General features: G+C 64.9%; 27 protein-coding genes and 2 tRNA genes. 17 read left to right on the top strand and 12 right to left on the bottom strand.

Annotated features, from left to right (window positions below):
• The first annotated feature begins 15 nt into the window (after window positions 1–15).
• The 8 genes from glmM to phoR all read left to right on the top strand — a co-directional run bounded on the left by glmM (window position 16) and on the right by phoR (window position 8528).
• Complete coding sequence (gene glmM / locus ACPTTF_RS06645; RefSeq protein WP_166963136.1) at window positions 16–1371, top strand: phosphoglucosamine mutase; 1356 nt, start codon at window positions 16–18, stop codon at window positions 1369–1371.
• Between the two features lie 454 nt (window positions 1372–1825).
• The gene (pstS, locus tag ACPTTF_RS06650; RefSeq protein ID WP_166963134.1) at window positions 1826–2860 is read left to right on the top strand and encodes a phosphate ABC transporter substrate-binding protein PstS; all 1035 of its coding nucleotides are present in this window, start codon (window positions 1826–1828) and stop codon (window positions 2858–2860) included.
• Window positions 2861–2954: 94 nt separating this feature from the next.
• Window positions 2955–3941 carry a phosphate ABC transporter permease PstC gene (gene pstC, locus ACPTTF_RS06655; protein ID WP_031400991.1) on the top strand — a complete coding sequence of 329 codons (987 nt, stop codon included), beginning with the start codon at window positions 2955–2957 and terminating at the stop codon, window positions 3939–3941.
• Window positions 3938–4831: a phosphate ABC transporter permease PstA gene (gene pstA / locus ACPTTF_RS06660; protein WP_423370645.1), complete on the top strand. Its 894-nt coding sequence runs from the start codon at window positions 3938–3940 to the stop codon at window positions 4829–4831. The genes pstC and pstA overlap by 4 nt, the downstream gene beginning before the upstream one ends.
• Window positions 4832–4846: 15 nt before the next feature.
• Window positions 4847–5695 (top strand): phosphate ABC transporter ATP-binding protein PstB, encoded by an 849-nt coding sequence (pstB, locus tag ACPTTF_RS06665; protein ID WP_048025399.1) that lies wholly within the window; start codon window positions 4847–4849, stop codon window positions 5693–5695.
• Window positions 5696–5713: 18 nt separating this feature from the next.
• Window positions 5714–6418: a phosphate signaling complex protein PhoU gene (gene phoU, locus ACPTTF_RS06670; protein ID WP_166963129.1), complete on the top strand. Its 705-nt coding sequence runs from the start codon at window positions 5714–5716 to the stop codon at window positions 6416–6418.
• A 31-nt stretch (window positions 6419–6449) separates the two neighbouring features.
• Window positions 6450–7151, top strand: coding sequence for a phosphate regulon transcriptional regulator PhoB (gene phoB, locus ACPTTF_RS06675; RefSeq protein WP_027787869.1), 702 nt, complete (start codon window positions 6450–6452; stop codon window positions 7149–7151).
• A gap of 57 nt (window positions 7152–7208) precedes the next feature.
• Complete coding sequence (gene phoR, locus ACPTTF_RS06680; RefSeq protein WP_166963127.1) at window positions 7209–8528, top strand: phosphate regulon sensor histidine kinase PhoR; 1320 nt, start codon at window positions 7209–7211, stop codon at window positions 8526–8528.
• Window positions 8529–8655: 127 nt separating this feature from the next.
• Here phoR and ppk1 read toward each other — a convergent pair whose 3' ends face one another.
• Window positions 8656–10719 carry a polyphosphate kinase 1 gene (gene ppk1 / locus ACPTTF_RS06685; protein WP_423370646.1) on the bottom strand — a complete coding sequence of 688 codons (2064 nt, stop codon included), beginning with the start codon at window positions 10717–10719 and terminating at the stop codon, window positions 8656–8658.
• 278 nt (window positions 10720–10997) lie between these two features.
• Here ppk1 and ppx point away from each other — a divergent pair, with 278 nt between their 5' ends.
• A complete protein-coding gene (ppx, locus tag ACPTTF_RS06690) occupies window positions 10998–12512 on the top strand; it encodes an exopolyphosphatase (protein ID WP_166963122.1) in 1515 nt (504 codons plus the stop codon).
• Between the two features lie 86 nt (window positions 12513–12598).
• On the opposite strand, the gene ACPTTF_RS06695 is transcribed toward ppx, so the two are convergent.
• Window positions 12599–13033 (bottom strand): hypothetical protein, encoded by a 435-nt coding sequence (locus tag ACPTTF_RS06695; RefSeq protein WP_166963120.1) that lies wholly within the window; start codon window positions 13031–13033, stop codon window positions 12599–12601.
• A gap of 115 nt (window positions 13034–13148) precedes the next feature.
• Between ACPTTF_RS06695 and ACPTTF_RS06700 the strand changes: the two genes are divergently transcribed.
• The gene (locus tag ACPTTF_RS06700; RefSeq protein WP_423391154.1) at window positions 13149–13604 is read left to right on the top strand and encodes a hypothetical protein; all 456 of its coding nucleotides are present in this window, start codon (window positions 13149–13151) and stop codon (window positions 13602–13604) included.
• A gap of 147 nt (window positions 13605–13751) precedes the next feature.
• Here ACPTTF_RS06700 and ACPTTF_RS06705 read toward each other — a convergent pair whose 3' ends face one another.
• Together ACPTTF_RS06705 and ACPTTF_RS06710 are read right to left on the bottom strand one after the other, a co-directional pair.
• Window positions 13752–14189, bottom strand: a complete 438-nt coding sequence (locus ACPTTF_RS06705) for a DUF3592 domain-containing protein (RefSeq protein WP_423370648.1) — start codon at window positions 14187–14189, stop codon at window positions 13752–13754.
• 36 nt (window positions 14190–14225) lie between these two features.
• Window positions 14226–14552, bottom strand: coding sequence for a hypothetical protein (locus ACPTTF_RS06710; RefSeq protein ID WP_423370649.1), 327 nt, complete (start codon window positions 14550–14552; stop codon window positions 14226–14228).
• Window positions 14553–14641: 89 nt separating this feature from the next.
• Between ACPTTF_RS06710 and ACPTTF_RS06715 the strand changes: the two genes are divergently transcribed.
• Entirely contained in the window at window positions 14642–15292 is a 651-nt protein-coding gene (locus ACPTTF_RS06715) for a hypothetical protein (RefSeq protein WP_423370650.1), read from the top strand.
• 98 nt (window positions 15293–15390) lie between these two features.
• On the opposite strand, the gene ACPTTF_RS06720 is transcribed toward ACPTTF_RS06715, so the two are convergent.
• Window positions 15391–15467, bottom strand: a tRNA-Pro gene (locus tag ACPTTF_RS06720).
• 161 nt (window positions 15468–15628) lie between these two features.
• On the opposite strand from ACPTTF_RS06720, the gene sixA reads away from it, so the two are divergent.
• A complete protein-coding gene (gene sixA, locus ACPTTF_RS06725) occupies window positions 15629–16090 on the top strand; it encodes a phosphohistidine phosphatase SixA (protein WP_423370651.1) in 462 nt (153 codons plus the stop codon).
• 170 nt (window positions 16091–16260) lie between these two features.
• A complete protein-coding gene (locus ACPTTF_RS06730) occupies window positions 16261–17067 on the top strand; it encodes a GNAT family N-acetyltransferase (RefSeq protein WP_011351620.1) in 807 nt (268 codons plus the stop codon).
• 201 nt (window positions 17068–17268) lie between these two features.
• Here the strand turns inward: ACPTTF_RS06730 and ACPTTF_RS06735 are convergent, their stop codons facing one another.
• Window positions 17269–17439 (bottom strand): hypothetical protein, encoded by a 171-nt coding sequence (locus tag ACPTTF_RS06735; RefSeq protein ID WP_165765590.1) that lies wholly within the window; start codon window positions 17437–17439, stop codon window positions 17269–17271.
• A 148-nt stretch (window positions 17440–17587) separates the two neighbouring features.
• On the opposite strand from ACPTTF_RS06735, the gene ACPTTF_RS06740 reads away from it, so the two are divergent.
• Window positions 17588–17752, top strand: coding sequence for a hypothetical protein (locus tag ACPTTF_RS06740; protein ID WP_423371902.1), 165 nt, complete (start codon window positions 17588–17590; stop codon window positions 17750–17752).
• 29 nt (window positions 17753–17781) lie between these two features.
• Here ACPTTF_RS06740 and ACPTTF_RS06745 read toward each other — a convergent pair whose 3' ends face one another.
• The 5 genes from ACPTTF_RS06745 to ACPTTF_RS06765 form a co-directional block, all read right to left on the bottom strand.
• On the bottom strand, window positions 17782–19152 hold the full coding sequence (locus ACPTTF_RS06745; RefSeq protein ID WP_423370652.1) for an MATE family efflux transporter: 1371 nt from the start codon (window positions 19150–19152) through the stop codon (window positions 17782–17784).
• A 10-nt stretch (window positions 19153–19162) separates the two neighbouring features.
• Window positions 19163–19486 carry a DUF2288 domain-containing protein gene (locus ACPTTF_RS06750; RefSeq protein WP_423370653.1) on the bottom strand — a complete coding sequence of 108 codons (324 nt, stop codon included), beginning with the start codon at window positions 19484–19486 and terminating at the stop codon, window positions 19163–19165.
• Between the two features lie 85 nt (window positions 19487–19571).
• Entirely contained in the window at window positions 19572–21191 is a 1620-nt protein-coding gene (locus tag ACPTTF_RS06755; RefSeq protein WP_423370654.1) for an acyl-CoA synthetase, read from the bottom strand.
• 368 nt (window positions 21192–21559) lie between these two features.
• Complete coding sequence (locus ACPTTF_RS06760) at window positions 21560–22261, bottom strand: peptidoglycan DD-metalloendopeptidase family protein (RefSeq protein ID WP_166963102.1); 702 nt, start codon at window positions 22259–22261, stop codon at window positions 21560–21562.
• A 188-nt stretch (window positions 22262–22449) separates the two neighbouring features.
• Window positions 22450–23361 (bottom strand): aldose epimerase, encoded by a 912-nt coding sequence (locus ACPTTF_RS06765; RefSeq protein WP_423370655.1) that lies wholly within the window; start codon window positions 23359–23361, stop codon window positions 22450–22452.
• A 479-nt stretch (window positions 23362–23840) separates the two neighbouring features.
• Between ACPTTF_RS06765 and ACPTTF_RS06770 the strand changes: the two genes are divergently transcribed.
• Both ACPTTF_RS06770 and ACPTTF_RS06775 read left to right on the top strand, forming a co-directional pair.
• Entirely contained in the window at window positions 23841–24671 is an 831-nt protein-coding gene (locus tag ACPTTF_RS06770) for an undecaprenyl-diphosphate phosphatase (RefSeq protein ID WP_166963098.1), read from the top strand.
• A 173-nt stretch (window positions 24672–24844) separates the two neighbouring features.
• Window positions 24845–24921: transfer RNA gene (locus ACPTTF_RS06775), tRNA-Arg, on the top strand.
• 113 nt (window positions 24922–25034) lie between these two features.
• Here the strand turns inward: ACPTTF_RS06775 and ACPTTF_RS06780 are convergent.
• Window positions 25035–25298, bottom strand: a complete 264-nt coding sequence (locus tag ACPTTF_RS06780; protein WP_423370656.1) for a hypothetical protein — start codon at window positions 25296–25298, stop codon at window positions 25035–25037.
• 215 nt (window positions 25299–25513) lie between these two features.
• Between ACPTTF_RS06780 and ACPTTF_RS06785 the strand changes: the two genes are divergently transcribed.
• The gene (locus tag ACPTTF_RS06785; RefSeq protein WP_423370657.1) at window positions 25514–25984 is read left to right on the top strand and encodes a hypothetical protein; all 471 of its coding nucleotides are present in this window, start codon (window positions 25514–25516) and stop codon (window positions 25982–25984) included.
• The last annotated feature ends 70 nt before the right edge of the window (window positions 25985–26054 follow it).

The following is a 26054-nucleotide window of genomic DNA, read 5'->3' on the forward strand; positions in this document are numbered from 1 at the left end:
GGAGGAAGATTCGCTATGGGACGTCGATATTTCGGCACGGACGGCATTCGTGGCACGGTGGGCGAGGCGCCCATCACGCCGGATTTCGTGTTGCGTCTCGGCTACGCGGCCGGCAAGGTACTGGCCAGCTCGGCCGATGGCGCGGCAGGCTCGCGTCCGACGGTGCTGATCGGCAAGGACACGCGCGTGTCGGGCTACATGCTCGAAGCTGCGCTCGAGGCCGGATTCTCGGCGGCCGGTGTCGATGTGATGCTGGCCGGCCCGATGCCGACGCCGGGCGTCGCGTATCTGACGCGCGCGCTGCGCCTGTCGGCGGGTGTCGTGATCAGCGCATCGCACAACCCGTATCACGACAACGGGATCAAGTTTTTCTCCGCTGACGGCAACAAGCTGCCGGACGACACCGAAGCCGCGATCGAAGCGTGGCTCGACAAGCCGCTCGAATGCGCATCGTCCGACGGCCTCGGCAAGGCGCGTCGCCTCGACGATGCAGCCGGCCGCTACATCGAGTTCTGCAAGAGCACGTTCCCGGCCGCGTTCGACCTGCGCGGGCTGAAGCTCGTGATCGACTGCGCGCACGGTGCCGCGTACCAGATCGCGCCGCACGTGTTCCACGAACTCGGTGCCGACGTGATCCCGATCGGCGTCGCGCCGAACGGCTTCAACATCAATGACGGCGTCGGTGCGACCGCGCCGGACGCGCTGGTGCGCGCGGTGCGCGCCAACCACGCTGATCTCGGCATTGCGCTCGACGGCGACGCGGACCGCCTGCAGGTCGTCGATTCGACCGGACGCCTGTACAACGGCGACGAGCTGCTCTACGTGCTCGTGAAGGACCGGATCGCGACCGACGGCAAGGTCGCAGGCGCGGTCGGCACGCTGATGACGAATCTCGCCGTCGAAGTCGCGCTGCAGCGCGAAGGCGTGAAGTTCGTCCGTGCGGCAGTCGGCGACCGCTATGTGCTCGAGCAGTTGCGCGAGCATGGCTGGCAACTCGGCGCGGAAGGCTCGGGCCACATCCTGTCGCTCGATCGCCACTCGACCGGCGACGGCATCGTGTCGGCGCTGCTCGTGCTGGCTGCGCTGAAGCGCAGCGGCCAGACCCTCGCGCAGATGCTCGACGGCGTCACGCTGTTCCCGCAGAAGCTGATCAACGTGCGGATGAAGCCGGGCGCCGACTGGAAGGGCAGCACGTCGATTCGCGCCGCGATCGACGCAGCCGAAGCCGCGCTCGCCGGCAGCGGCCGCGTGCTGATCCGCGCATCGGGCACGGAGCCCGTGCTGCGCGTGATGGTCGAGGCGCAGCAGGCGGCCGATGCGGTCCGCCATGCGGAGACGATCGCCGACGCGGTACGCGCGGCGACGACCTGACGCGCGGGCTCGGCGCGGGGCGGTCAAACGCCCGCGCCTGCGCTCCGGTGAAACGGCATGCGGCGCCTTCGGGCGCCGCAATTTCGTCAGACGCAAAGGTTTGCGGTATCTATAAGTAAGGCGAATCGACCGCAGCATCCCAAGGGGGCGAAAAATCGTCGGACCCCCATACCGGGCCAGCCACGGGTGGAGGCTTTCCATGCCGCCGACGCTGCGCTACGATCCCGCCGCACACATCGCGGAAACGGGAAGTCATCCCGTCCCTTTCAGGCAGGCAATTTCTGCCGCCATCGTCGTTCCGGCGCTATCCGGGCCCCGCGCGCACGGCCTCCGCCACTCCCTTTCAACTAGTCATGTTACTGTCACGCCAGTTTCATCGATTGTCACATTACCGTCATGAGGAGCCCCTAACCTTCGCGGTGCCGTAGTCATCCGCTCACACACTGGAGGTCTCATGAAATTGATGCAAACCGCGATTGCCGGCCTGGCTGGCGCGCTTTTCGCCGTCGCCGCTCACGCTGCCGACATCACGGGCGCAGGCAGCACGTTCGCGATGCCGATCTATACGAAATGGGCTGCTGACTACCAGCAGACCGGCGGCGCGAAGGTCAACTACCAAGGTATCGGTTCGTCGGGCGGCCTGAAGCAGATCGTCGCGAAGACGGTCGATTTTGCCGGTTCGGACGCGCCGCTGAAGGATGACGAGCTCGCGAAGGAAGGCCTGTTCCAGTTCCCGACGGTGGTCGGCGGCGTGGTGCCGGTCATCAACGTGCCGGGCGTGAAGGCCGGCGAACTGACGCTGTCGGGCCCGGTGCTCGGCGACATCTACCTCGGCAAGATCAAGAAGTGGAACGACCCGGCGATCGCCGCGCTGAACCCGAAGGTCAAGCTGCCGGATACCGACATCGCCGTGGTTCGCCGTGCTGACGGCTCGGGCACGAGCTTCATCTGGACGAACTACCTGTCGAAGGTCAACGACGAGTGGAAGTCGAAGGTCGGCGAAGGCACGACGGTCAACTGGCCGACGGGCACGGGCGGCAAGGGCAACGACGGCGTCGCAGCCTTCGTGCAGCGTCTGCCGGGCGCAGTCGGCTACGTCGAATGGGCGTACGCGAAGAAGAACAACATGGTCTACACGGCCCTGAAGAATTCGACGGGCACGGTGGTCGAGCCGAAGACGGAAACGTTCAAGGCCGCTGCGGCAGGCGCGAACTGGTCGAAGTCGTTCTACCAGATCCTGACGAACCAGCCGGGCAAGGAAGCATGGCCGGTCGTCGGCGCGACGTTCGTGCTGCTGCACGCGAAGCAGGAAAAGCCGGAGCAGGGCGCGGAAACGCTGAAGTTCTTCAGCTGGGCGTTCAAGAACGGCGAGAAGGCTGCTGACAGCCTGGACTACATCTCGCTGCCGCCGGCAGTCGAAGTGGAAATCCGCAAGCAGTGGAAGGCCAAGGTGACGGACGCTTCGGGCAAGTCGGTCGCCGCCGAGTAAGCATTGCAGCGGTTCATTGCCCGGCCGTGCCGGTCGGGCAGTGTGTGCGGTAAAGCCGGGCGTTACGGCGCCCGGCAATCAAAAGCAGGCACCCATGTCTGATATTTCCTATACGTCCTCACGGTCCGCCGACGTTGCGCAGCAACGCGCGCCGAGCCGCCTCGGGGATGTCGTATTCGGCGGTCTTGCACGGCTCGCCGCCATCGTGACCCTGCTGCTGCTCGGCGGGATCATCGTTTCCCTGATCATCGCGTCGATGCCGACCATCCAGAAGTTCGGCCTCGGCTTCCTGTGGCAATCCGAGTGGGATCCCAACTCGGACATCTACGGCGCGCTCGTGCCGATCTACGGCACGATCGTGACGTCGCTCATCGCGCTCGTCATCGCCGTGCCGGTCAGCTTCGGCATTGCGCTGTTCCTCACCGAACTGTCGCCCGTGTGGCTGCGCCGCCCGCTCGGCATTGCGATCGAGCTGCTCGCCGCGATCCCGTCGATCGTGTACGGCATGTGGGGCCTGCTCGTGTTCGCGCCGATCTTCGCGGAATATTTCCAGAAGCCGCTCGGCCGCCTGTTCAAGGACGTCTGGATTCTCGGCCCGCTGACCGCCGGCCCGCCGATCGGTATCGGTATCCTCGCCGCGGGCGTGATCCTCGCGATCATGATCATCCCGTACATCGCGTCGGTGATGCGTGACGTGTTCGAAGTCACGCCCGTGCTGCTGAAGGAGTCGGCGTACGGGATCGGCTGCACGACCTGGGAAGTGATGTGGAAGGTCGTGCTGCCCTATACGAAGACCGGCGTGATCGGCGGCGTGATGCTCGGCCTCGGCCGCGCACTCGGCGAGACGATGGCCGTGACCTTCGTGATCGGCAACACGAACCTGCTCGACAGCGTGTCGCTGTTCGCACCGGGCAACAGCATCACGTCGGCGCTGGCCAACGAATTCGCGGAAGCGCAGCCGGGCCTGCATACGTCCGCGCTGATGGAACTGGGCCTGATCCTGTTCGTGATCACGTTCATCGTGCTGACCATCTCCAAACTGCTGCTGCTTCGTCTCGAGAAGGGAGAGGGCAAGAAATGAGTGAGCCCATCATGAATTTCCCGGGGCCGGACGGCGCCGTGCTCGACGCGATGCGCAACCGCCTGCAGCGCAAGCGCAGGGCCGTCAACGCGATCGCGCTCGCCGCGGCGCTCGGTGCGATGGCATTCGGCCTGCTGTGGCTCGTGTGGATTCTCTACACGACGATCCACCTCGGCATCGGCGGCCTGTCGCTGCAACTGTTCACCGAATCGACGCCGGCACCGAACACGGAAGGCGGCGGTCTCGCGAACGCGATTGTCGGCAGCTTGCTGCTGTGCGGTTTCGGCACGCTGGTCGGCACGCCGATCGGTATCCTCGCGGGCGTCTATCTCGCCGAATACGGCCAGAAGAACCTGCTGGCGAGCACGATCCGCTTCATCAACGACATCCTGCTGTCCGCGCCGTCGATCGTCATCGGCCTGTTCGTGTACGCGATCGTCGTTGCGAAGTCGGGGCGTTTTTCGGGCTGGGCCGGCGTGATCGCGCTGGCGCTGCTGCAGATCCCGATCGTGATCCGTACGACCGAGAACATGCTGAAGCTCGTGCCGAACGCGCTGCGCGAAGCGGCCTTCGCGCTCGGCACGCCGAAGTGGCGGATGGTGCTGAAGATCACGCTGCGCGCATCGGTGGGCGGCATCATCACCGGCGTGCTGCTCGCGGTCGCACGGATCGCCGGCGAAACGGCGCCGCTGCTGTTCACCGCGCTGTCGAACCAGTTCTTCTCGTGGGACATGAGCCAGCCGATGGCGAACCTGCCCGTCACGATCTACAAGTTCGCGATGAGCCCGTTTGCCGAATGGCAGTCGCTCGCATGGGCGGGCGTGTTCCTGATTACGCTCGGGGTGCTCGGACTCAACGTCCTGGCGCGCTCGATCTTCTCGAAAAAGTAACGGCGGAGCGATCCGATGAATATGGCAGAAAGCCACCTGAATCCTGTCGAGCGCACTGCTGCGCCGGCCGGCACGCAAGAAGCGGCGCACGGCCGTCCGCTCGAGCCGCTGAACGCGAAGATCGAGGTCAACAACCTCAACTTCTTCTACAACAAGTTCCATGCGCTGAAGAACATCAACCTGAGCATTCCCGAAGGGAAGGTGACGGCGTTCATCGGCCCGTCGGGCTGCGGCAAGTCGACGCTGCTGCGCACGTTCAACAAGATGTTCGCGCTCTATCCGGAGCAGCGCGCCGAAGGCGAAATCCTGATGGACGGCGAGAACCTGCTGACGACGAAGCGCGACATCTCGCTGCTGCGCGCGCGTATCGGCATGGTGTTCCAGAAGCCGACCCCGTTCCCGATGTCGATATACGACAACATCGCGTTCGGCGTGAAGATGTTCGAAAAGCTCACGCGCTCGGAAATGGACGATCGCGTCGAGTGGGCGCTCACGAAGGCCGCGCTGTGGAACGAAGTGAAGGACAAGCTGAGCCAGAGCGGCTACGGCCTCTCGGGCGGCCAGCAGCAGCGTCTGTGCATCGCACGCGGCATCGCGATCCGTCCGGAAGTGCTGCTGCTCGACGAACCGTGCTCGGCGCTCGACCCGATCTCGACCGGCCGTATCGAAGAGCTGATCGCGGAGCTGAAGAGCGACTACACGGTCGTGATCGTCACGCACAACATGCAGCAGGCCGCGCGCTGCTCGGATTTCACGGCCTACATGTACCTGGGCGAGCTGATCGAATTCGGCGAGACCGAAAAGATCTTCATCAAGCCGGTACGCAAGGAAACGGAAGACTACATCACCGGCCGTTTCGGCTGATGACGGAGAACAACAGCCATGTCGGATAAACATCTGTCGAGCCAGTTCGACGCGGACCTGAATGCCGTGTCGTCGAAAGTGCTGGAAATGGGCGGGCTCGTCGAGTCGCAGATCGTCGGCGCGATGTACGCGCTGAACGAATTCGATCGCGATACGGCCGAGAAGGTGATCGCGGCCGAGGAAACGCTGAACGCGATGGAAGTCGACATCGACCAGGAGTGCGGCAACATCATCGCGCGGAGGCAGCCTGCCGCGCGTGACCTGCGCCTTTTGATGTCGATTTCGAAAACGATTACGAACCTCGAGCGCGCCGGCGACGAGGCCGAGAAGATCGCCAAGCGTGTTCGCCGCCTGGTCGACGAGCCGGCCGCGCGTGCGGTCAACATCGCCGAGATCAAGGTGTCGGGCGAGATGGCCGTGACGATCCTGCGCCGCGCGCTCGACGCGTTCGCGCGTCTCGATACGGTGGCCGCCGCGCAGATCGTCAAGGACGACAAGGAGATCGACCTGGAATTCCGTGCGTTCGTGCGCAAGCTCGTGTCGTACATGCAGGAAGATCCGCGCACGATCTCGGTCGGCCTCGAATACCTGTTCATCGCGAAGGCGATCGAGCGGATCGGCGACCACGCGAAGAACATCGCCGAATTCATCATCTACATCGTGAAGGGCACGGACGTGCGGCACCAGCCGCGCGACACGCTCGATCGCGAAGCCAACAGTTAATCGACTCCGTACAGGGAAAAAAGAGGTGCCGATGCCCAGCAACATTCTCGTCGTTGAAGATGAGCCCGCGATTTCCGAACTGATCTCGGTGAATCTCCAGCACGCCGGTCACTGCCCGATTCGCGCGTACAACGCCGAACAGGCGCAGAACCTGATCAGCGACGTGCTGCCCGATCTCGTGCTGCTCGACTGGATGCTGCCGGGCAAGTCCGGTATCGCGTTCGCGCGCGACCTGCGCAACAACGAACGGACCAAGCACATCCCGATCATCATGCTGACTGCACGCGGCGACGAGCAGGACAAGGTGCTCGGCCTCGAAATCGGCGCGGACGACTACGTGACGAAGCCGTTCTCGCCGAAGGAACTGATGGCGCGGATCAAGGCCGTGCTGCGCCGTCGTGCGCCGCAGCTGACCGAGGACGTCGTGTCGATCAACGGGCTGCGCCTCGACCCGGCCACGCATCGCGTCGCCGCGCATGCGGAAGGCAGCGAGATCAAGCTCGATCTCGGCCCGACCGAGTTCCGCCTGCTGCATTTCTTCATGACGCACCCGGAGCGCGTGCACAGCCGCACGCAATTGCTCGACCAGGTGTGGGGCGACCATGTATTCGTCGAGGAGCGCACCGTCGACGTGCACATCAAACGATTGCGTGCGGCCTTGAAACCGGCCGGCTGCGATGCGATGATCGAGACCGTGCGCGGCAGCGGCTACCGGCTCGCCAAGCACGCGTAACGTATTCGGGCCTGCCGTGTGCCACGGCATGCCGTTCATTCTATCGGGCGCTGAATCATGAACATCATCTGGGCGCGCTTTCTGGTGTCGCTCGTGCTGCTCGTGCTGATCGGCGTATTGGTCGGCGTGTTCGCCGGCCCGACCGCGGGCCTCGTGTTCGTGGTCGTGATGCTGGTCGCGCAGGGCTTTTTCAGTACCTTCCACACGCAGCGTCTGTGGCGCCTGCTCGATGCACCGGTCTACGGTGAAGTGCCGAGTGCGCCGGGCATCTGGGGCGAGATCTACTATCGTCTGCACAAGCTCGCGAAGCAGTGGCATGCGCAGGTGCGGCAGGTCGAACAGCAGCATTCGCGCTTCATCCAGGCGATCCAGGCGTCGCCGAACGGTGTCGCGATGCTCGACGACCACGACCAGATCGAGTGGTGCAATGCGATCGCCGAGGTCCATTTCGGCCTCGACGCGAAGCGCGATCTGCGCCAGCACATCACCAACCTGGTACGCCATCCCGATTTCGTCCGCTACCTGAACGCGCAGCATTACGACGAGACGCTCGTCATGCGCGGCATGGGCGACTCGCGGCAGAACGTGCTGGAAGTGCAGGTGTTTCCGTACGGCGAGAACCGCAAGCTGCTGCTCACGCAGGACATCACCGAGCTCGAGCGGACCGACGCGATGCGGCGCGACTTCGTCGCGAACGTGTCGCACGAACTGAAGACGCCGCTCACCGTGCTGTCGGGCTTCCTCGAGACGATGCGCGAGCTGCCGCTGAACGAGGAAGACCGCGCGCGCTATCTCGAGATGATGGAGCAGCAGGCCTCGCGGATGCGGCACATCGTGACCGACCTGCTGGTGCTCGCGAAGCTGGAAGGCGAAAGCAAGCCGCCGCTCGATCGCGCGATCGACATGCGTGCCGTGTTCGACCATCTGAAGGAGGATGCGCAGACGCTGTCGAACGGGCATCACGACATCGCGTTCTCGATCGACGAGACGCTCGGCGTCACCGGCGCGCAGACGGAGCTGTTCAGTGCATTCGCGAATCTCGTCACGAACGCGATCCGCTATACGCCGGAAGGCGGCAAGATCGTCGTGACCTGGCGACGCGAAGGCGCGCAAGGCGTGTTTTCGGTCACGGACAGCGGCTTCGGGATTCCGGCCGCCGACCTGCCGCGGCTTACCGAACGCTTCTACCGCGTCGACCGCAGCCGTTCGCGCGACACGGGCGGCACGGGGCTCGGGCTCGCGATCGTCAAGCACGTGCTGCAGCGGCACGACGCGCACCTGTACGTGCAGAGCGAGGAAGGGCGCGGCAGCACGTTCACCGCGCGGTTCCCGGGCTCGCGCATCATCGCGATCCGGCCGGCCGCGTACGAAGCTTGATCGTGTAATGGCATGCCGTCGCTCGTTCGGCGAGCGGCGGCCTGCCGGATCCGCAACAAAAAAGCGCAGCCCACGGCCGCGCTTTTTTGTTGGCGACACGGCGCGCGACTCGCGCCGCGCGGCCGGTTCAGGAGCAGAACTTCGCGAGCAACCCGAGTTGCGCGTTGCGGATCGTCTTGCCTGAGCGGCGCCGGCGGTAGTGGCCGTCGCTGTGCATCTGCCATGCCGACTGGTTGTCGCCGAGGCACACCGACAGACCCTCGGCGATCACGCGCCGCTTGAGCTTGCGATCGCGGATCGGGAATGCGACTTCGACGCGGCGGAACAGGTTGCGGTCCATCCAGTCGGCGCTCGACAGATAGACATCCTCGGCACCGTCCGCGTGGAAATAGTAGATCCGGTGGTGCTCGAGGAAGCGGCCGACGATCGAGCGCACGGTGATGTTCTCCGACAGCCCCGGCACGCCGGGCTTCAGCGCGCAGACCCCGCGCACGATCAGGTCGACCTTGACACCGGCCTGCGACGCTTCGTACAGCGCGGCGATCACCGTCGGCTCCAGCAGCGCGTTCATCTTCGCGACGACCCGCGCGCGCTTGCCGGCACGCGCATTGTCGATCTCCGCGCGGATCGAGTCGATGATGCGCGGATGCAGCGTGAACGGCGACTGCCACAGCTCGTGCAGCGTGAGTTCGCCGCCGATACCGGTCAGTTGCTGGAACACGTGATGGACGTCCTCGCAGATCTTCTGGTCGGCCGTCATCAGCCCGAAGTCGGTGTAGAGGCGCGCCGTGCGCGGGTGATAGTTGCCGGTGCCGAGGTGCACGTAGCGGCGCAGCGACGCCTTGCCGGCCCGCACGACGCGCCGCACGATCAGCATCATCTTCGCGTGGCACTTGTGGCCGACCACGCCGTACACGACATGTGCGCCGACGGCTTCGAGCTGCGACGCCCAGTTGATGTTGGTTTCCTCGTCGAAGCGTGCGAGCAGTTCGACGACGACGGTCACTTCCTTGCCGTTGCGCGCGGCTTCCATCAGCGCGTCCATCAGCGGCGAATCGGTGCCGGTGCGGTAGATCGTCTGCTTGATCGCGACGACGCTCGGATCCTTCGCGGCCTGCTGCAGCAGTTCGAGCACCGGCTGGAAACTCTCGTACGGGTGGTGCAGCAGGATGTCGCCGTTGTCGATCGCGTCGAACATCGTCGGCGCGTTCGTGACCGCGGCGGGAGTCGACGCAGTGAACGGCGTGAACTTCAGGTCGGGGCGGTCGACGAGATCGGGAATCTGCATCAGCCGCACGAGGTTCACCGATCCGGCCACGCGATAGCAGTCCTTCTCGCCGAGTTCGCTTTCGTCGAGCAGGCGTCGCACGATGTGCGTCGGCGTGTCGGCCGACACCTCGAGGCGCACCGCGTTGCCGAGGTGGCGCGCGGGCAGTTCGCCCTGCAGCGCGACGCGCAGGTTCGTGATTTCGTCCTCGTCGACGAACAGTTCGCTGTTGCGCGTGATGCGGAACTGGTTGCAGCTCTTCACGACGAGTTGCGGGAAGAGTTCGCCGACGAAGCGCTGCATGAACGAGCTCAGCAGCACGAAGCCGTGCTCGAAGCCCGACAGCGCGTGCGGCATGCGTACGACACGCGGCAGCGCGCGCGGCGCCTGCACGATGCCCATCACGGCCTGGCGACCGAAGGCGTCGCGGCCTTCGAGCTCGACGACGAAGTTCAGGCTCTTGTTCAGCACGCGCGGGAACGGGTGGGCGGGATCGAGGCCGATCGGCGTCAGCACGGGCAGCAGCTCGTCGAGGAAGTAGTGCCGCGCCCATTCGAGCTGCTCGTCGTTCCACGTGTCGCTCGCATGGAAGTAGATGCCTTCCTGTTCGAGCGCGGGCAGCACGGTTTCGTGCAGCATCGTGTACTGTCGGTGGACGAGCCGCTGCGCGCGTTCGACGACGAGATCGTAAGCATGTTGTAACGACATGCCGTCGGGCGTCAGTGCGCCGGGGTTGTCGCGGATCTGCTCCTGCAGGCCCGCCATCCGTACCTCGAAGAATTCGTCGAGGTTGCTGCTGGTGATGCAGATGAAGCGGAGGCGCTCGAGCAACGGGACTTGCGGATCGGCTGCCTGGGCCAGCACGCGCTCGTTGAAACCGAGGATGCCGAGTTCACGATTGAGAAGCGGATAACGGACGGACATCGGCAGAGTAGGGGGTGATTCGGGCGATGATTCGAAAGGACGCTCGGAAACTCTCACGGTACGATGACGTGCTGATGACGATAATGGTTTTATATCGGGAAATTCTACGCTGTAACCGTTTCGTCTCATAAATGTTTCGACGATATGCAAACGAGCGGTGTGCATGCCCGTGAAGCGTGGCAATGGCAAGCGTTCCACGCTTAAAATGTCGCCTTTGATTGATCGCCCAGGGCTGTCGCACCGGCCGCCGCGGGCGAACGCGCACGGAGCCCCTTCTGATGGTTACAACCCCCCACTTGCTGGCTGCCGTGGATCTCGGCTCGAACAGCTTCCGGCTGATCGTCGGGCGTGTCGAGGAAACGCCGGCGGGCAGCCAGATCTATCCCGTCGATGCGCTGCGCGAGCCCGTCCGGCTGGCCGCGGGCCTGTCGAGCGACAAGATGCTCGATCGCGCGTCGCAGGAGCGTGGCTGGGAGGCGCTCAAGCGGTTCGGCGAGCGTCTGCGCGATTTCCATCCCGATCATGTGCGCGCGGTGGCGACCAACACGCTGCGGGTCGCGAAGAACGCAGGCGAATTTCTCGGTGAGGCCGAAGCGGCGCTCGGTTTTCCGATCGAAGTGATTGCGGGCCGCGAAGAGGCGCGCCTGATCTACGCGGGTGCCGCGCACTCGGTGCCTGCGAGCGCCGGCAAGCGGCTCGTCGTCGACATCGGCGGCGGCTCCACCGAATTCATCATCGGCTCGCACTACACGCCGATCGTGATGGAGAGCCTCTATATCGGCTGCGTGAGCCACAGCCGTACCTTCTTCCCTGCCGGCAACGTCGACGAATACACGATGCGGCAGGCCGAACTCGCGGCCAAGCGCGAGATCCAGATCATTTCGAGCGAGTACAAGAAGGCCGGCTGGGACCAGGCGATCGGTTCGTCCGGCACCGCACGTGCGCTTGCCGAACTCGTCGAGGCGAACGGCTTCAACGACCCGGGCATCACGCACGGCATTTCGCGCGGCGGCCTCGAGCGCCTGAAGCGCGCGCTGATCAAGTCGGAGAACGTCAACCGGCTGAAGCTGATCGCGCTGAAGCCCGACCGCGTGCCGGTGCTCGCGGGCGGCCTCGCGATCATGCTCGCGGTGTTCGAGGAGCTCGGTGTCGACTACGTCGATACGACCGACGGCGCGCTGCGCCTCGGTGTGCTGTACGACCTGCTCGGCCGGACGCAGCATGAAGACATGCGCGCGGTGACCGTCGAGGGCTTTACGCGTCGCTACGGTGTCGATCGTGCGCAGGCCGAGCGGATCGGCGCGCTGGCGGGGCGTTTCTACGACGAACTCGAAGAAGCCGACGACGAAGCGCGCGAGGAAGGGCGGATGTTCCTCGGCTGGGCGGCCGCGTTGCACGAGATCGGCCTGTCGATCTCGCACAGCGCGTATCACAAGCATTCGGCGTATATCGCGAGCAACGCGGACATGCCGGGTTTTTCGCGTACCGACCAGGCGCGGCTCGCCGCGCTCGTGCTCGGTCACGCGGGCAAGCTCGGCAAGCTGTCGCAGGCGCGCGAGGTCGAATGGCCGCTGCTGTTCTGCTTGCGGCTCGCGGCGCTGCTGTGCCGGCGCCGGACCGACGCGGGGCTGCCCGATATTTCCGTTTCGCAGATGAAGAAGGGCGGGTATGAAGTGCGCCTGCCGGGCGCGTGGGTCGAGCAGAACCCGCTGACCGACTACAGCCTCAGCCAGGAGGCTGCGGAGTGGGAGAAGGTCGGTATCCCGTATCGCGTGGTGTATACCGGCGCGTAAAAGGTCGATGGCGGGGCTGGGAGGGGCCAGGCAGCAGGATGGCTTGCTGCCCCTCGGGATTGCCGCATGATCGTCCTCGCGGCCACTCAGTCCGACGAGCAGACGATCGCGGTCAGGAACGGAAACGCCTGCTTGACGGTCGCGTCGCTGCCGGCCTTGCGCACGGCTTCCTCCACCGAGCTTTTCGTGCCGCGCACCACGACCCCGTAGGCCCAGTCGCCGATCGGCGTGCCGTCGCCCGTGCGGAAGATCGGGTCGTTCGCTTGATAGCCGAGCACGACGTAGACGCCGAAGCCGTATGCGGTCAGTGAGTGGCTCGTGCGGAACGCGTTGACCGAGTTCGGTTCGACGTGCATCGGTTCCGACTGGATGTCGCCGGCGGCGAGCAGCGGCGCGACGAACTTGTGGCCGGTCGAGTGGCAGTCGAGTGCGTCGTCGAGTGCCTTGGCCGACGCGGTGCCGGTGGTTGCCAGCACGAGCGGCGCCGCGCAGAGGGCGGCCTTGAGAATGTTGTTTGTCATGCGCGGATGCAGGTTGTCCACGCGCATTATCGCGTGTTCCCGGAAGTGTCGTATGCGGGTTGCGGCGGCGAGGCGGACTACCTCTCCCGATTCATGTCTTTTGCAAACATGGCCGATGACGAAATCATCCAGACTTGTCGTGAATGCTGCGATCCTGGTCGTTTCCATGGTGAATGTCGTGCATGCGCGCGATCTCGACAGGAACGATCCGGACCGCGCGCCAATACTGGCGGCTGTCCATCGATTGAACGACAGCCAGCCGGATCTGAAGGACTATCGCTATTTCGTGGTCGATCTGGTCAAGGATCGCGATGCCGCATTTCTGTGCGTTGCGCTGGCGGACAACGGCGGCGATTTGATGTTGACGGACGACCAGGCCGGAATCATGACGTTTGCGCTGGAAAAGCGCGACCCTCAGTGGCTGGCGACCGAACTGGGCGGCGTGGGCTTTGCGGCCGGCGCCAAGCCGGTGCAATCGGATTGCCGGGTGAGCGGCCGAGTCGTCAACACCCGTGCCGATATCGACGCCGTGTTGAAGTCGACCGGACACAAGCCGCTGGCTCGGCGCTGAGCGACGCACGGCTCGAACGACGTCGACGCCCGATCGTTGCGCGACGAGTGGTTGACCAGCCGGCCGGACATGGCGGCGTCGCACGCGTTGCCGGAAGGGGTTCATGCGTCGAACGTCCTGGCATTGCGTGGGCCTGCGAGTCGTCGCTCAACGGCTTATCGCGTTCCCGTACCGCCCGGTGAGCACGAACCGTACGCCAAACAGCGGCAGGACAAGAAAGCCGATGCCTGCCGGCAATCCCCACAGCACACCGCCCCATATCGCAAGGAACGTAGCGGCCCGGGCCGTTTCCGCGGGTTCGGCGGCGTCGTACAAGACCGGCACGGCGGTTCCGGGCGGACCGTCCATGCCGCCGTTCTGTACGAACTCGATGCGCTGGCCCTGCGCTGTTTCGAAGCGTATGGTCGGGTGTCCGCTCGACTTGACGATTACACCGGGCGCTCGGGAAGCATGCGAGAGGAAGATCGTCGTCCGATAGGCCTGCACGGCGCAGAAAGCGAGTACGGCGGCGCCGATGATCATTGCGATGACGGTCGCGATGTTCATCGCCGGTTTTGCCGGACGATCAGTCGAGGGGGCAGTCATGCGAGGTCCGGACGGTGTCGGGGGCGGCACGTGTTTTCATTCAGCGTCGTACGCATTGCGCAGGTAACCCGAGCTGCCGTCGTCGGTACCGGTGAGCTGGGCCGAGATTTCCTGTTTGTCGCGGGACCAGGAGGCCGCCCAGCTGCGGAAGCCGAAGCTGTCGACGGATGAGATTCGCTCGTCGCCGGTGAAATGGCGTTTGACGAAGGTCGACAATCGCGACACGGCTTCGTCGAAAGGAAGGTCCGTTTCGAGCATCCACATCTCGTATGTTTTCCGTTCATCCTCGACGCACTCGACAGCCAGATTCCCGATGGTGCCGAGGCCTTCGGGCAGTTGCAGGGACGACAGGGATGTCGGCATGGTTGACGAAACTCCGGTTTGGCGTTGGGGCGTCGATAATGGTACCGCTACGTGTTCGAGATAGGCCCAGTTGATCCGCCCGCGTGCTCATGGAAAAAGGTGATTCGTGCGAGCGTGCCGAAGTGGATAACCCGCGATGCTGCAACTCAATGAGTCGATTCGCTACGGAACTGACCGGTAAAGGTCGAATGAGAGCGCTCGCCGTCGGTCTTTTATGGATGGCGACGGCCACATTCGGTGCAACGCCGGGAATCGATGATGCCGGCGGCCTGCGTCAGGTACTTTCCTGCCCGTTGGCGGACGGGAGCCGCATCGCGCTCGAGGCCCGCTCGCATGGGTTGGACGGCGATGCGCTGTTCGTGCGGAGGGGGCACAAAACCGGGCGCGCGTTCCTTGACATGCCGGAGACCGATTTTGTGGGCAGGATTGCGTTGTCAAAGTGCGTCGGCAAGACCCTCGTGTTCGTACTGAACTATGGGTCGCCTTACTTGAAGGGCGTTGCAATCCGGCTGAATCCGACAACGCATGTCGAAGAGCGCATCTATTTCGCGGAAAAGGCGCTGCCGCGGTGGCTGTATTCGGGGCGTCGGGAGATGTGGGTGATTATCCCCAACGAAGGCGGCGAGACGGACGGGAAGTATCTGGTTTATCGATATTCCGGGTGGAAAGGACGGCCGACGGAAAGCGTATCGGCCAATCGATTGCCGGTCGCGATGCGTCATCTCGAGCCGATCGAGTGACATGCGGCGCGAATGCGCCGGCGGCCAACCGGGTTGTTTCACGAGCCCGAAATGGAAAAGGGGTTACAACACGATGTGTTGTAACCCCTTGATTCCGGTGGTCGGAGCGATAGGATTCGAACCTACGACCCTCTGATCCCAAATCAGATGCGCTACCAGGCTGCGCTACGCTCCGACGAGCCAAAGATTCTATCGTCGAATGGTTGCTCCGGTCAATCCCCATATGCGGGTAAATGCCGCGGCGGCGAGCCGGCCTCAATTTGCGACAATTCGCACGGTAATCGGCCGGCCCGCACGCATGGGCGCGGGGCCGTTCGCCGAAGCAAGGAGAACATCATGATGAACCTGATCCTGTGGCGCCACGCCGAAGCCGAGGACTACGCGACGAGCGATCTGGCGCGGCAGCTGACCGTCCGTGGCCGCAAGGACGCGCAGGCGATGGCCAAGTGGCTGCGCGGCCGCCTCGAGACGAACACCCTGATCCTCGCGAGCCCGGCGGCCCGCACCGTGCAGACCGTCGAGGCGCTGACCGACCAGTACCGGACGGTCGATGCGCTCGCGCCGGGCGGCAGCGTCGACGACGTGCTGGAAGCGGCTGGCTGGCCGGACGGCATCGCGCCGACGGTCGTGATCGTCGGGCACCAGCCGACGCTCGGCAGCGTCGCCGCCCAACTGATCGCCGGCGGCGACGACAGCTGGAGCGTCAAGAAGGGCGGAATCGTGTGGCTCGCGAGCCGCACGCGTGACGGCAGCCGACAGGCCGTGCTGCGGGCGGTATTGACGCCCGATCTGGTGTGAGGCCCGCCTGAAGGGCTTTGAAGGCATTCGTCATACGGTTTCGCAAGCTTTCTGCTAAAGTCAATTCGGCGACACGTCATTGAAAGGACACGGTCGTGCCACATAACGGTCACGGCCGATTACTACATTGGCGGGCATGTCGTCCTATTCCTTACGACCAGGAAAGCCTAATGCGAGAACTGCCGACGCCTACGCTCCCTTTTGCCTCGCTGCCCCTCGATACGTCGCGGCGCCACCTGCCGCGCGCCGCTGAAACCGTCACGTCGGAGTATCGCCTGCGCGCCGCGTGGGCGCGTACGGAAGACGAATTGCGCGAAGCCCAGCGCCTGCGTTACAGCGTGTTCGCCGAAGAGATGGGCGCGCAGGTCAGCGGCCCCTCCGGCCTCGACGTCGATCCGTTCGATGCGTACTGCGACCACCTGCTGGTTCGCGATCTCGACACCCTGAAGGTGGTCGGCACGTACCGCGTGCTGCCGCCGCACCAGGCGGCGCGTGTCGGCCGCCTGTACGCCGAAGGCGAATTCGACCTGTCGCGCCTCACGCACCTGCGCGGCAAGATGGTCGAGGTCGGCCGCTCGTGCGTGCACAGCGACTACCGCAGCGGCGCCGTCATCATGGCGCTGTGGGGCGGCCTTGGTGCGTACATGATGCAGAACGGCTACGAGACGATGCTCGGCTGCGCGAGCGTGTCGATGGCCGACGGCGGCCACTATGCGGCGAACCTGTACCAGTCGCTGTCCGCAGGCTCGCTGACGGCGCCCGAGTATCGCGCGTTCCCGCACACGGCCCTGCCGGTCGACGAACTGCAGACGGGCACTGTCGTGGCGCCGCCGCCGCTGATCAAGGGTTACCTGCGTCTCGGCGCGAAGATCTGCGGTGCGCCGGCCTGGGATCCCGACTTCAACTGCGCGGATTTCCTGACGCTGTTCCGCCTGTCCGACATCAACGCGCGCTACGCCCGCCACTTCCTGGGCTGAGCCGCCTGACCCGCGTCGCGTCCGTCCGGGCGCGTGCAAGCGAACGCCGTCGCGTGGCATGAGCCGCGCGGCGGCGTTCGTTCATCTGGCCAACGTGTGTGAATCGGACCCCGTTAGTTTCGGCGATACACGATCACCGGCGTGCCGCAGGACGGCACGTTCGCGAACGGCCCGGGGGAGGGCCGGACGGCAGCGGCGTGCTTAGTGCTTGCGCCGCCAGTCGAGCAGGTGGTGTTCGGCCATCCAGTGATGGATCATCCCTTCGCCGCCATGGCTGCGCTTGTATTCGCGCGACTCGAAGAACGACAGGGCGACGAGCACCATCAGACCGATGAACAGACCGATCAGGCCGGCAATTTCCTCAGACGACATGGCAGCCTCCTTTCCACGGCACAGCGCCATGCGTACATAGTAGGACATGCGCGGCGCGACTCCGAAGCAGGATTTCCGCTAGACTCGGCGCGGTCCCGGCGTGCGATGGGCACGCCGATTTCCGGAGCCATACCCGATGATCCGTTTCATGCTGGCCGTGCTGGCCGCATCTGTTTTCGCCGGTTGTACCAGCGATCCTCATCAGGCCCGTCGCGGCCATCCGCCGGAAGATCCGGCCGACTATCACGGCGTGCCGACCGACATGACGCCGCCGTCGATGCTCGACGCGCCGCCGCCTAAACCCACGCAGTAACGGCCGCTTGCGGCCGCTTTGGCGCGCCGTCAGGCGCGGGCTGCAGGCGCGTCGGTGCCGATGTGCCGCAACAGCGCGGGCAGGTAACGTGCCAGCGTCACGCCACGCGCGGCCATGAACAGCAGCAGCGCGAACCAGAGGCCGTGATTGCCGAACGTGCCGACGGCGGCGAGCGTGGCCACGACGAAGATCGAGAACGACGCGACCATTGCACGCATCAGCGATTGCGTCTGCGTGGCGCCGATGAAGACGCCGTCGAGCAGGAAACCCCAGACCGACACGATCGGCGAAAGCGCGGCCCAGGGCAGGTAGCGCAGCGCAACTTCGCGGATCTCGGCCTGATCGGTCAGGCGCGCGACGATCCAGCCGCCGGCGGCCCAGTACACGAGCGCGAACAGCAGCGCGCCGAGCGCCGACCAGAGCAGCGTGACGCGCACGGCCTGCCGGAACGCGTTGCGGTCGCGCGCGCCGGCCGCCGCACCGACGAGCGCCTCGGCCGCATGCGCGAAGCCGTCGAGGCCGTACGCCATGAACGTCTGGAAATTCAGCAGCAGCGCGTTTGCCGCGAGCGTCGCATCGCCCTGTTTCGCACCGAGGTGCGCGAACCAGCCGAATGCGCCGAGCAGGCACAGCGTGCGCAGGAAGATGTCGCGATTGAGCACGATCAGCCGCTTGAGCGCGACGCGGTCGGCGAGTGCGCGTACCGCGATCGGCGCAAGGCCGCGCGGCCGTAGCCGCCACAGCATCCATGCGCCGAGCGCGAAGCCGCAGGCGTCTGCCGTGGCCGTCGCGGCGCCGATGCCGGCAATGCCCCAGCCGAAGCCATACACGTAGAGCAGCACGGCGCCGATGTTCACCGCATTGATGAACACCTGCGCGACGAGCGCGAGCCTCACGCGCTGCACGCCGAGCAGGTAGCCGAGCACGACGTAGTTCGCGAGTGCGAACGGTGCGCTCCAGATCCGCGCGTGGCTATAGGCGAGCGCCGTCGCGCGGACGGCATCGCTGCCGCCGAGCGCGGACAGCGCAAATGACAGCAGCGGCACTTGCAGCGCCAGCACCGCGGCGCCGAGCGCGAACGCGACGATCAACGCGCGCAGCACGTTCAGGCGGATCCCGGCGGCGTCGCCGGCACCGTGCGCCTGCGCGACGAGACCGGTCGTCCCCATCCGCAGAAAACCGAATCCCCAGAACACGAAATTGAAGAACAGCCCGCCGAGCGCGACGCCGCCGAGATACTGCGCGCCGTCGAGGTGGCCGGCGACGGCCGTGTCGACCGCGCCGAGGATCGGCTGGGTCAGGTTCGCGAGGACGATCGGAAACGCGAGCGCGAGGACGCGCCGGTGCGTGACGGTGGCCGAGCCCGTGCCGGCCCCGTGCGGTAACGCGGATTCGGACATGGTGGACGCGTCAGGCGCGTTCCTGCACGCAGACCCACGGCGATACGACGACCGCCCACAGCTCAGGGTTGCGCGCCGCGTAATCGGCAGCGGTATCGGCCGGCATGCGCGCGACGAGCCCTGCCGACAGCCAGCGCGTGACCTGCTCGGCGTCGTCGCCGGCAACCGCTTCCGCGACGCTGACGAGATCGAGGTCGCGTGCAACGGACAGCAGCTTGCCCTGCGCGAAGAAGCGTTCGAGATCGCACCAGTCGATCTTGGCGGTTTCGCCGAGGAGTTTGGCGTAGAGCGGGCTGTGCGACGCGCCCGCGGCGGCGTGGTGATCAGAGGACATCGTTTTCTTGGAAAGACTGCGTGGTGGCGCCACTATAAACCATCTAAACCATCCGGCCGCGCGGGCGGCGCGGGTGGCGGCCGGCTTATGCGTCGCGCAGCGCGCGGCGCACGATCTTGCCGGTCGCGGTCATCGGCAGGCTGTCGACGAACGCGATCGCGCGCGGATACTCGTGCGCGGCGAGGCGCGTGCGTACGTGCGCCTGCAGCGCCAGCACGAGTGCATCGTCGCCGATGTGACCGGGATTCAGCACGACGAATGCCTTGACGATCTCGGTGCGCGTCGCGTCGGGCACGCCGACGACGGCCGCCATCCGCACCGCCGGATGCGTGAGCAGGCAGTCCTCGATCGGGCCCGGGCCGATCCGGTAGCCGGCACTCGTGATCACGTCGTCGTCACGTCCGACGAAGCGCACGAAGCCGTCGGCGTCGATCGTGCCGGTGTCGCCGGTGAGCAGGTAGTCACCCGCGAACTTGTCGCGCGTCGCGTTGGCGTTGCGCCAGTATTCGAGGAACATCACCGGGTCGGGGCGGCGCACCGCAATGCGTCCTTCGACACCCGGCGGCAGCGGCACGCCGTCCGCGTCGACGATCGCGACCGCATGGCCGGGCACCGCCTTGCCGATTGCGCCAGGCTGCGCATCGAACAGCGCCGCGCACGACGACAGCACCATGTTGCACTCGGTTTGCCCGTAGAACTCGTTGATCGTCACGCCGAGCGCGTCGCGTCCCCAGGCCGTCAGCTCGGTGCCGAGCGACTCCCCGCCGCTCGCGACCGATTTCAGCGACAGCGCGTAGCGTTCTCTCGGTGCCGGGACGGCGCGCATCAGCTTCAGCGCGGTGGGCGGCAGGAACGCGTGGGTGACGCCGTGCCGGGCCATCAGCGCGAACGCGGCGTCGCCGTCGAATTTCTCGAAGCGGCGGGCGAGTACGGGCACGCCGTGATGCCACGACGGCAGCAGCACGTCGAGCAGGCCGCCGATCCATGCCCAGTCGGCAGGGGTCCAGAACAGGCGCGCGTCGCGCGGGAAGCACTGCTGCGACATCTCGACGCCCGGCAGGTGGCCCAGCAGCACGCGATGCGCGTGCAGCGCGCCTTTCGGTTTGCCCGTCGTGCCGGACGTGTAGATGATGACCGCCGGATCGTCGGCGGCCGTATCGGCCGGCACGAAGTCGGGCGTTTCGGCGGCGAGCGCCGCGTCGTAGCGCAGCACGCCGGGGGCGTCGGGCGCATCGTCGCCGATGCAGTAGACGGTATGCAGTGCCGGCAGTTGTGCGCGCAGCGATGCGATTTTCGCGTAGCCGGCCGCGTCGGTGACGAGCGCAGCCGCTTCGCTGTTCGCGAGCCGGTATTCGAGCGCATCGACGCCGAACAACGTGAAGAGCGGCACCGCGATTGCGCCGAGTTTGTACGCGGCGAGGTGCGCGATGGCCGTTTCGGGGCCCTGCGCGAGAAAGATGCCGATGCGGTCGCCGCGTCGCAGGCCGGCGCGCACAAAGCTGTTCGCGAGCCGGTTAGAGGCATTCCTCAGGTCGTCGAACGTGATGCGGGACACGTCGCCTTGCGCCGTTTCGTGGATCAGCGCGAGGCGCCCGCTGCCGTCGGCCCATTTGTCACAGACGTCCACGCCGATGTTGTAGCGCGCCGGAACGTCCCACGCGAAGCGGGTGAGCAGGTCGTCGTAGCGGTCGGTGGCGGGCAGCATCGCGTTGTCTCCTGGGCGGCAGCGTGGTGTCAGGCGAACGGCTTACATCAGGGTTTCACGCAGACGAATCCACAATGACGTCTGATGGTAGGGAATCTTCGTACTCGTCCAATATTTGCGGCTCAGTGCACGATTCCATAATGACGCATAAGATCACGTAACAATCAGTGTGTGACCATGGATTTACTTCTGATAGCTGCGGGGTTCAGCCTGATCGGAATCGGCGTGCTGGTAGCGTTCGCTCGTCACGTCGATCCGTTGTCCGGCCGTTTCACCGGACGTCTGCGCAAGCGCTGACACGACCTTTCCCGATTTTCACCGCGACGGCACGCGATGCGCGCCGGCATCGCGTGTCGCCTGTCGGGCGCTCAGCGCGCCGGCAGGTAGCGTGACGGATCGATCGATCGGCCGCCGTAGCGCAACTCGAAATGCAGCGCGACGCGATCGCTGTCGCTGTTGCCCATCTCGGCGATCGATTGCCCCTGCGTGACCGACTGGCCTTCCTTCACCAGCAGCGCGCGGTTGTGCGCGTAGGCGGTCAGGTAGTCGGCGTTGTGCTTGAGGATGATCAGGTTGCCGTAGCCGCGCAGCCCGTTACCCGCGTAGACCACCACACCCGGTGCAGCCGCGACTACCGGCGTGCCCGGCGAGTTCGCGATGTCGATGCCCTTCGATTTCGAGCCGTCGAACGTGCGGACCACGTTGCCGGCTGCCGGCCAGATCAGCGCGATGCTCGTGGCCGGCTTGACGGCCGATTCAACCGGCGCGGAAGGCGCGGGGCGGGCCCGGCCGGCACTGCCGGTGCCGGTGGTCGACGGCGTCGATGCGGTGGTCGTGCCGGGCGGCGGCGCGACGCGCAGCACCTGGTCGACTTCGATCGCATCGGGGTTCGTCATCTGGTTCCAGCGCACGATGTTCGCGACCGACGTGCGGTTGTCGCGCGCGATCTTGTAGAGCGTATCGCCACGCTCGACGCGATAGAAACCGGGGCCGACAGGCGCGGAGCCGCACGCGACGAGCAGGGCGGCGCAGGCGGCTGCGAAGAGTCGCTTCGTTGTTGTTCCGAACATTGAACCTCGCAAAACCCTGCCGCTCGTGACGCGGCAGGCAACACAAAACGTCAGATTTTAACGGGTTCGACCCGCACACCGCAGTTTGGGCGGTAGCCGGGGCCGTCGCGCGTCGGTTCGGCGCGCTGCGAATCGACGTATCGGCCGACGTATCAGCCCACGTATCAGCCCACGTATCAGCCCACGTATCAGCCGGCCAGCGGGAGGACGCGAATCCGCAGCGCGGCCGTTTCTGTCGCGCCCGGCGCGAGCATGCGCAGCCCGAGGCCGTTGTGGATCGCATCCGGCAGGCCGAGCCACGGTTCGACGCAATAGAAGTCCGAATCCGGCTTTTCGGTCCAGGTCGTGACCGCGTACCACGGGATCGAGCCCGGCACGTCGAGCGCGATCTCGATCGTGCGGCGGCGGCCCGGCATCACGATACGCACCGGCGTGGCCGGCACGCCGTCGAGGCAGTGAAAGCGGTCGAGGATGTCCGGGTTGTCGAGGCGGTAGCGCGCTTCGCCCGGCTCGGGCGTGCTGATCGAACCGTCCGGCTGCTGCGCGCAACGATGCGTGGGCGGCAGTTCGAGCGTGGTTTCGGCGCGTTCGCCGCGCGGCAACGCGAAATAGAAATGGTGGCCGGCGTAGTAGGGCAGCGGCGTGTCGCCGCGATTGGTCGTTGTCAGGGCGACTTCGAGCGTGTGCGAGTCGGCCAGCCGGTAGGTCGTTTCGAACCGGAAATCGAACGGATAGCTCGCGCGCAATGCGTCTGTCGCGTCGAGCGTCATCGACAACGCGGCGCCGTCGGCCGACGGTTGCGCGGCGAACGGCAGGTCGCGCGCGAAGCCGTGCATCGGCAGGTCGCGCACCACGCCGGCGGCGTCGCGCCAGCGGCCGAGCTCGCCGTCGATGCGGTGACGGCCGAGGAACGGGAACAGCAGCGGGTTGCCGCCGCGCACGCGCGCGAGGTTGCTCCAGTCGGCCGTTTCCGGCCAGAAGATCACCGGTTCGCCGTCGACATCCCATGACAGCAGGCGGCCGCCGAATTGCGGAGCGACCCGGACGAGCGACGGGCCGGCGTGAAGTTCGTGAATGTCGTGTTGCTGGAAGGTCGGCATGGCGAATCGCGTTGGGCGGGTGAACGGGAACGGCGCGCTCCATTATCGGGCCGTGGCGGCTCGGGGAAAACCCTTCTCGGGAAATCGCGAGTTTTTAAGACTGTCAACGGTCGGGATAATGCCTCTAAACCGGTGATGTTGCCGGGTCATGACACTTCGTGGAGGGGGCCATGGATCTGGCAATGGCAATGGGACTCGCACTGTTCGGCATGTTCACCGGCAGCACGGTATTATTTTTCTATCAGCTCGGCCGCTGACGGCAATTCCTGCCGAAGTCGAAAGGCCCGCCATGCAAATGGCGGGCTTTTTGCTTTCTGAGTGCTTACAAGTTGCAAGCGTTTGTGTGCATTGCCGCAATATCCAGCCAAATGCCTTGGCGCAGTAATCCGGGCTCGGCATAATCGGGGCGCGTTTTTTTCGGACGCGCATCGCGTCGTCCGCTTTTCTTCCCGCTTAATCTTCACTAAAAGGACCGACGCGTGAGTCTCTGGTTTCTGGTATTCCTGAGCGTCCTGCAGGGCGTCACCGAACTCTTTCCCGTCAGCAGCCTTGGCCATACGCTGCTCGTGCCGGCCTTGTTCGGCATGCACATCGACAAGCACGCACCGCAACTGCTGCCGTTCCTCGTCGCGCTGCACCTCGGCACGGCGCTGGCGCTGCTGTGGTATTTCCGCGCGCGCTGGGTCGCGCTGATCAGCGGCTTCTTTGCGCAGCTCGGCGGCCGCAAGAACGACGACGGGCACCTGATGTGGGCGCTCATCATCGGTACGATCCCGACCGGCATCGTCGGGCTGCTGCTCGAGAAGCGCATCGAACGCGTGTTCCACGACCTGCGGATCGTCGCGATCGCGCTGATCGTGAACGGCGTGCTGCTGTGGCTCGGCGACCGCATCCAGCGTAGCCGCGCGCATCAGGCGCCCGAAAAGATGACGTTCAAGCAGGCGTTCTTCGTGGGTCTCGCCCAGATCGGGGCGCTGATTCCGGGTTTCTCGCGCAGCGGGCTGACGATGATCGCCGGCAATGCAGCGGGGCTGACGGCGGAGAAGGCGGCGGAATTCTCGTTCCTGCTCGGTACGCCGATCATCTTCGCGGCGGGTGTGCTCGAACTGCCGAAGCTGTTCCATGCGCGCGACCAGCTCGCCGATGCGCTGCTCGGCGGCGTGCTGACGGCGATTGCCGCGTACCTGAGCGTGCGGTTCCTGATGCGCTATTTCGAAGGGCGTGGCCGGCTGGCTTCGTTCGGCGTGTATTGCGTGATCGCCGGCGTGTTCTGCCTCGGCTGGTTCATGATGCATCCGCAGCCGGTTTGACGCTGCGATGGCCGGCCTCGCGTGATGTAACGCGATGATCGGGTATAATTTCGGGCTCGGCTTCATGCCGGGCCCGTTTTGTTTCGGGGCGTCGAGTCTGGTTTGCCGGTTTTGTCGGTGCTCGAAGCCTTGCGTCAAATGCGGCCCGTGCCGGCCGTGTCTTTTTTCCCCGACCGCCCTTAGCTCAGCTGGATAGAGCAACGGCCTTCTAAGCCGTAGGTCACACGTTCGAGTCGTGTAGGGCGGGCCAGTAAAATCAAGTGCTTACCAAAATCCCCGCATTGCCTAGGCTGTCGAGTTACAGGCCATGTAACCATGGTGTAACCGGATTTGGTCAATTCTTGGCTGCCTGCGGAAGCGCAGCTAGTTCTGATGGAATACGGCGCAATCGGGATTTGTCGAGCTGTTGTAGCCCGAGCACTGGGCTCTCCATTCGGAAATTGCATCTACGGCGGCGTCATGTGCGATTCGCCGGATGTGTTCATCTTCTGACAGGCAGTTGCCGTCTGGGTCCTTGTAGGTACAGACGAGTCTTTCGCGCCAAGCCACGAAGCTGGCCGAGTAATAGGTGCGAACCGCTGCGATAGCGACGACCAGCCAAAATACGAAGGTCCCGATTTTCTTCATGTTATGTCCCCGGTATGGGCGCTGACGATGAAGCTGTTTGCGCCTTATATGTGCTGCGCGCGCGACAGAGTAGCGCGAATCGAAAATAAAACGCTGCCAGGGAGGTCGGGCAGCAACCCCGGCCTACATGACTCTTCTCTAACGTCGGAGAGGGCGGGATGGCTATTCTTGACAGTCGCTCCTACACTGGCGCCAATCGACCTCACAGGTGCCTCATGAGAGACAAGAAGTCAAAATTAGAGACATTCGCCTGGAAGTCGGTCGTGTACAACGTATCAGCCATTTTGTCTGAAATCGCGCAAGGAACGTTGAGTCCGCCTCGGGGATACATTGGGAAGTCTCTTATCGATTGGTATTTTGTCCAGATGCTGAGGTTCGACGATGAGCTGCCGCAACCAGATGGAAGGGACCGAGTTACCCTGAGTCGAAATCATGTCGATACTATCGCCCATCGTGGCATCTTGGACCATCCGATAATCTTGGCTGATGTCGGTCCTGATTCGAGCGGTTTCACACACGTTCTTGATGATGGGGAGTGGCATGGAACGTATGTGGTTATCGACGGTAACCACCGCCTGGCGTACGCGTATCTCAATGGGATGCCGCGCCTTCCTACCTACCACCTTGAACGAGAGGATCTCATGCGCTTCATCCTGTCGATTGACGGCTATGATTTGACGCCATAGCCGGTGGTAGCGCGCCTCGCGCGCGCGCGCGTACTGGTCCGAGAATGATTCCGTCCCGTCGTGCCAACCA

The organism is Burkholderia crassaminum (assembly GCF_964265005.1).
Lineage (GTDB): Bacteria > Pseudomonadota > Gammaproteobacteria > Burkholderiales > Burkholderiaceae > Burkholderia.

Excerpts from the sequence above, each read along its gene's own strand:
- glmM (WP_166963136.1), top strand. The coding sequence starts at position 16 with ATGGGACGTCGATATTTCGGCACGGACGGCATTCGTGGCACGGTGGGC.
- pstS (WP_166963134.1), top strand. The coding sequence starts at position 1,826 with ATGAAATTGATGCAAACCGCGATTGCCGGCCTGGCTGGCGCGCTTTTC.
- pstC (WP_031400991.1), top strand. The coding sequence starts at position 2,955 with ATGTCTGATATTTCCTATACGTCCTCACGGTCCGCCGACGTTGCGCAG.
- pstA (WP_423370645.1), top strand. The coding sequence starts at position 3,938 with ATGAGTGAGCCCATCATGAATTTCCCGGGGCCGGACGGCGCCGTGCTC.
- pstB (WP_048025399.1), top strand. The coding sequence starts at position 4,847 with ATGAATATGGCAGAAAGCCACCTGAATCCTGTCGAGCGCACTGCTGCG.
- phoU (WP_166963129.1), top strand. The coding sequence starts at position 5,714 with ATGTCGGATAAACATCTGTCGAGCCAGTTCGACGCGGACCTGAATGCC.
- phoB (WP_027787869.1), top strand. The coding sequence starts at position 6,450 with ATGCCCAGCAACATTCTCGTCGTTGAAGATGAGCCCGCGATTTCCGAA.
- phoR (WP_166963127.1), top strand. The coding sequence starts at position 7,209 with ATGAACATCATCTGGGCGCGCTTTCTGGTGTCGCTCGTGCTGCTCGTG.
- ppk1 (WP_423370646.1), bottom strand. The coding sequence starts at position 10,719 with ATGTCCGTCCGTTATCCGCTTCTCAATCGTGAACTCGGCATCCTCGGT.
- ppx (WP_166963122.1), top strand. The coding sequence starts at position 10,998 with ATGGTTACAACCCCCCACTTGCTGGCTGCCGTGGATCTCGGCTCGAAC.
- ACPTTF_RS06695 (WP_166963120.1), bottom strand. The coding sequence starts at position 13,033 with ATGACAAACAACATTCTCAAGGCCGCCCTCTGCGCGGCGCCGCTCGTG.
- ACPTTF_RS06700 (WP_423391154.1), top strand. The coding sequence starts at position 13,149 with ATGACGAAATCATCCAGACTTGTCGTGAATGCTGCGATCCTGGTCGTT.
- ACPTTF_RS06705 (WP_423370648.1), bottom strand. The coding sequence starts at position 14,189 with ATGACTGCCCCCTCGACTGATCGTCCGGCAAAACCGGCGATGAACATC.
- ACPTTF_RS06710 (WP_423370649.1), bottom strand. The coding sequence starts at position 14,552 with ATGCCGACATCCCTGTCGTCCCTGCAACTGCCCGAAGGCCTCGGCACC.
- ACPTTF_RS06715 (WP_423370650.1), top strand. The coding sequence starts at position 14,642 with ATGGAAAAAGGTGATTCGTGCGAGCGTGCCGAAGTGGATAACCCGCGA.
- sixA (WP_423370651.1), top strand. The coding sequence starts at position 15,629 with ATGATGAACCTGATCCTGTGGCGCCACGCCGAAGCCGAGGACTACGCG.
- ACPTTF_RS06730 (WP_011351620.1), top strand. The coding sequence starts at position 16,261 with ATGCGAGAACTGCCGACGCCTACGCTCCCTTTTGCCTCGCTGCCCCTC.
- ACPTTF_RS06735 (WP_165765590.1), bottom strand. The coding sequence starts at position 17,439 with ATGTCGTCTGAGGAAATTGCCGGCCTGATCGGTCTGTTCATCGGTCTG.
- ACPTTF_RS06740 (WP_423371902.1), top strand. The coding sequence starts at position 17,588 with ATGCTGGCCGTGCTGGCCGCATCTGTTTTCGCCGGTTGTACCAGCGAT.
- ACPTTF_RS06745 (WP_423370652.1), bottom strand. The coding sequence starts at position 19,152 with ATGTCCGAATCCGCGTTACCGCACGGGGCCGGCACGGGCTCGGCCACC.
- ACPTTF_RS06750 (WP_423370653.1), bottom strand. The coding sequence starts at position 19,486 with ATGTCCTCTGATCACCACGCCGCCGCGGGCGCGTCGCACAGCCCGCTC.
- ACPTTF_RS06755 (WP_423370654.1), bottom strand. The coding sequence starts at position 21,191 with ATGCTGCCCGCCACCGACCGCTACGACGACCTGCTCACCCGCTTCGCG.
- ACPTTF_RS06760 (WP_166963102.1), bottom strand. The coding sequence starts at position 22,261 with ATGTTCGGAACAACAACGAAGCGACTCTTCGCAGCCGCCTGCGCCGCC.
- ACPTTF_RS06765 (WP_423370655.1), bottom strand. The coding sequence starts at position 23,361 with ATGCCGACCTTCCAGCAACACGACATTCACGAACTTCACGCCGGCCCG.
- ACPTTF_RS06780 (WP_423370656.1), bottom strand. The coding sequence starts at position 25,298 with ATGAAGAAAATCGGGACCTTCGTATTTTGGCTGGTCGTCGCTATCGCA.
- ACPTTF_RS06785 (WP_423370657.1), top strand. The coding sequence starts at position 25,514 with ATGAGAGACAAGAAGTCAAAATTAGAGACATTCGCCTGGAAGTCGGTC.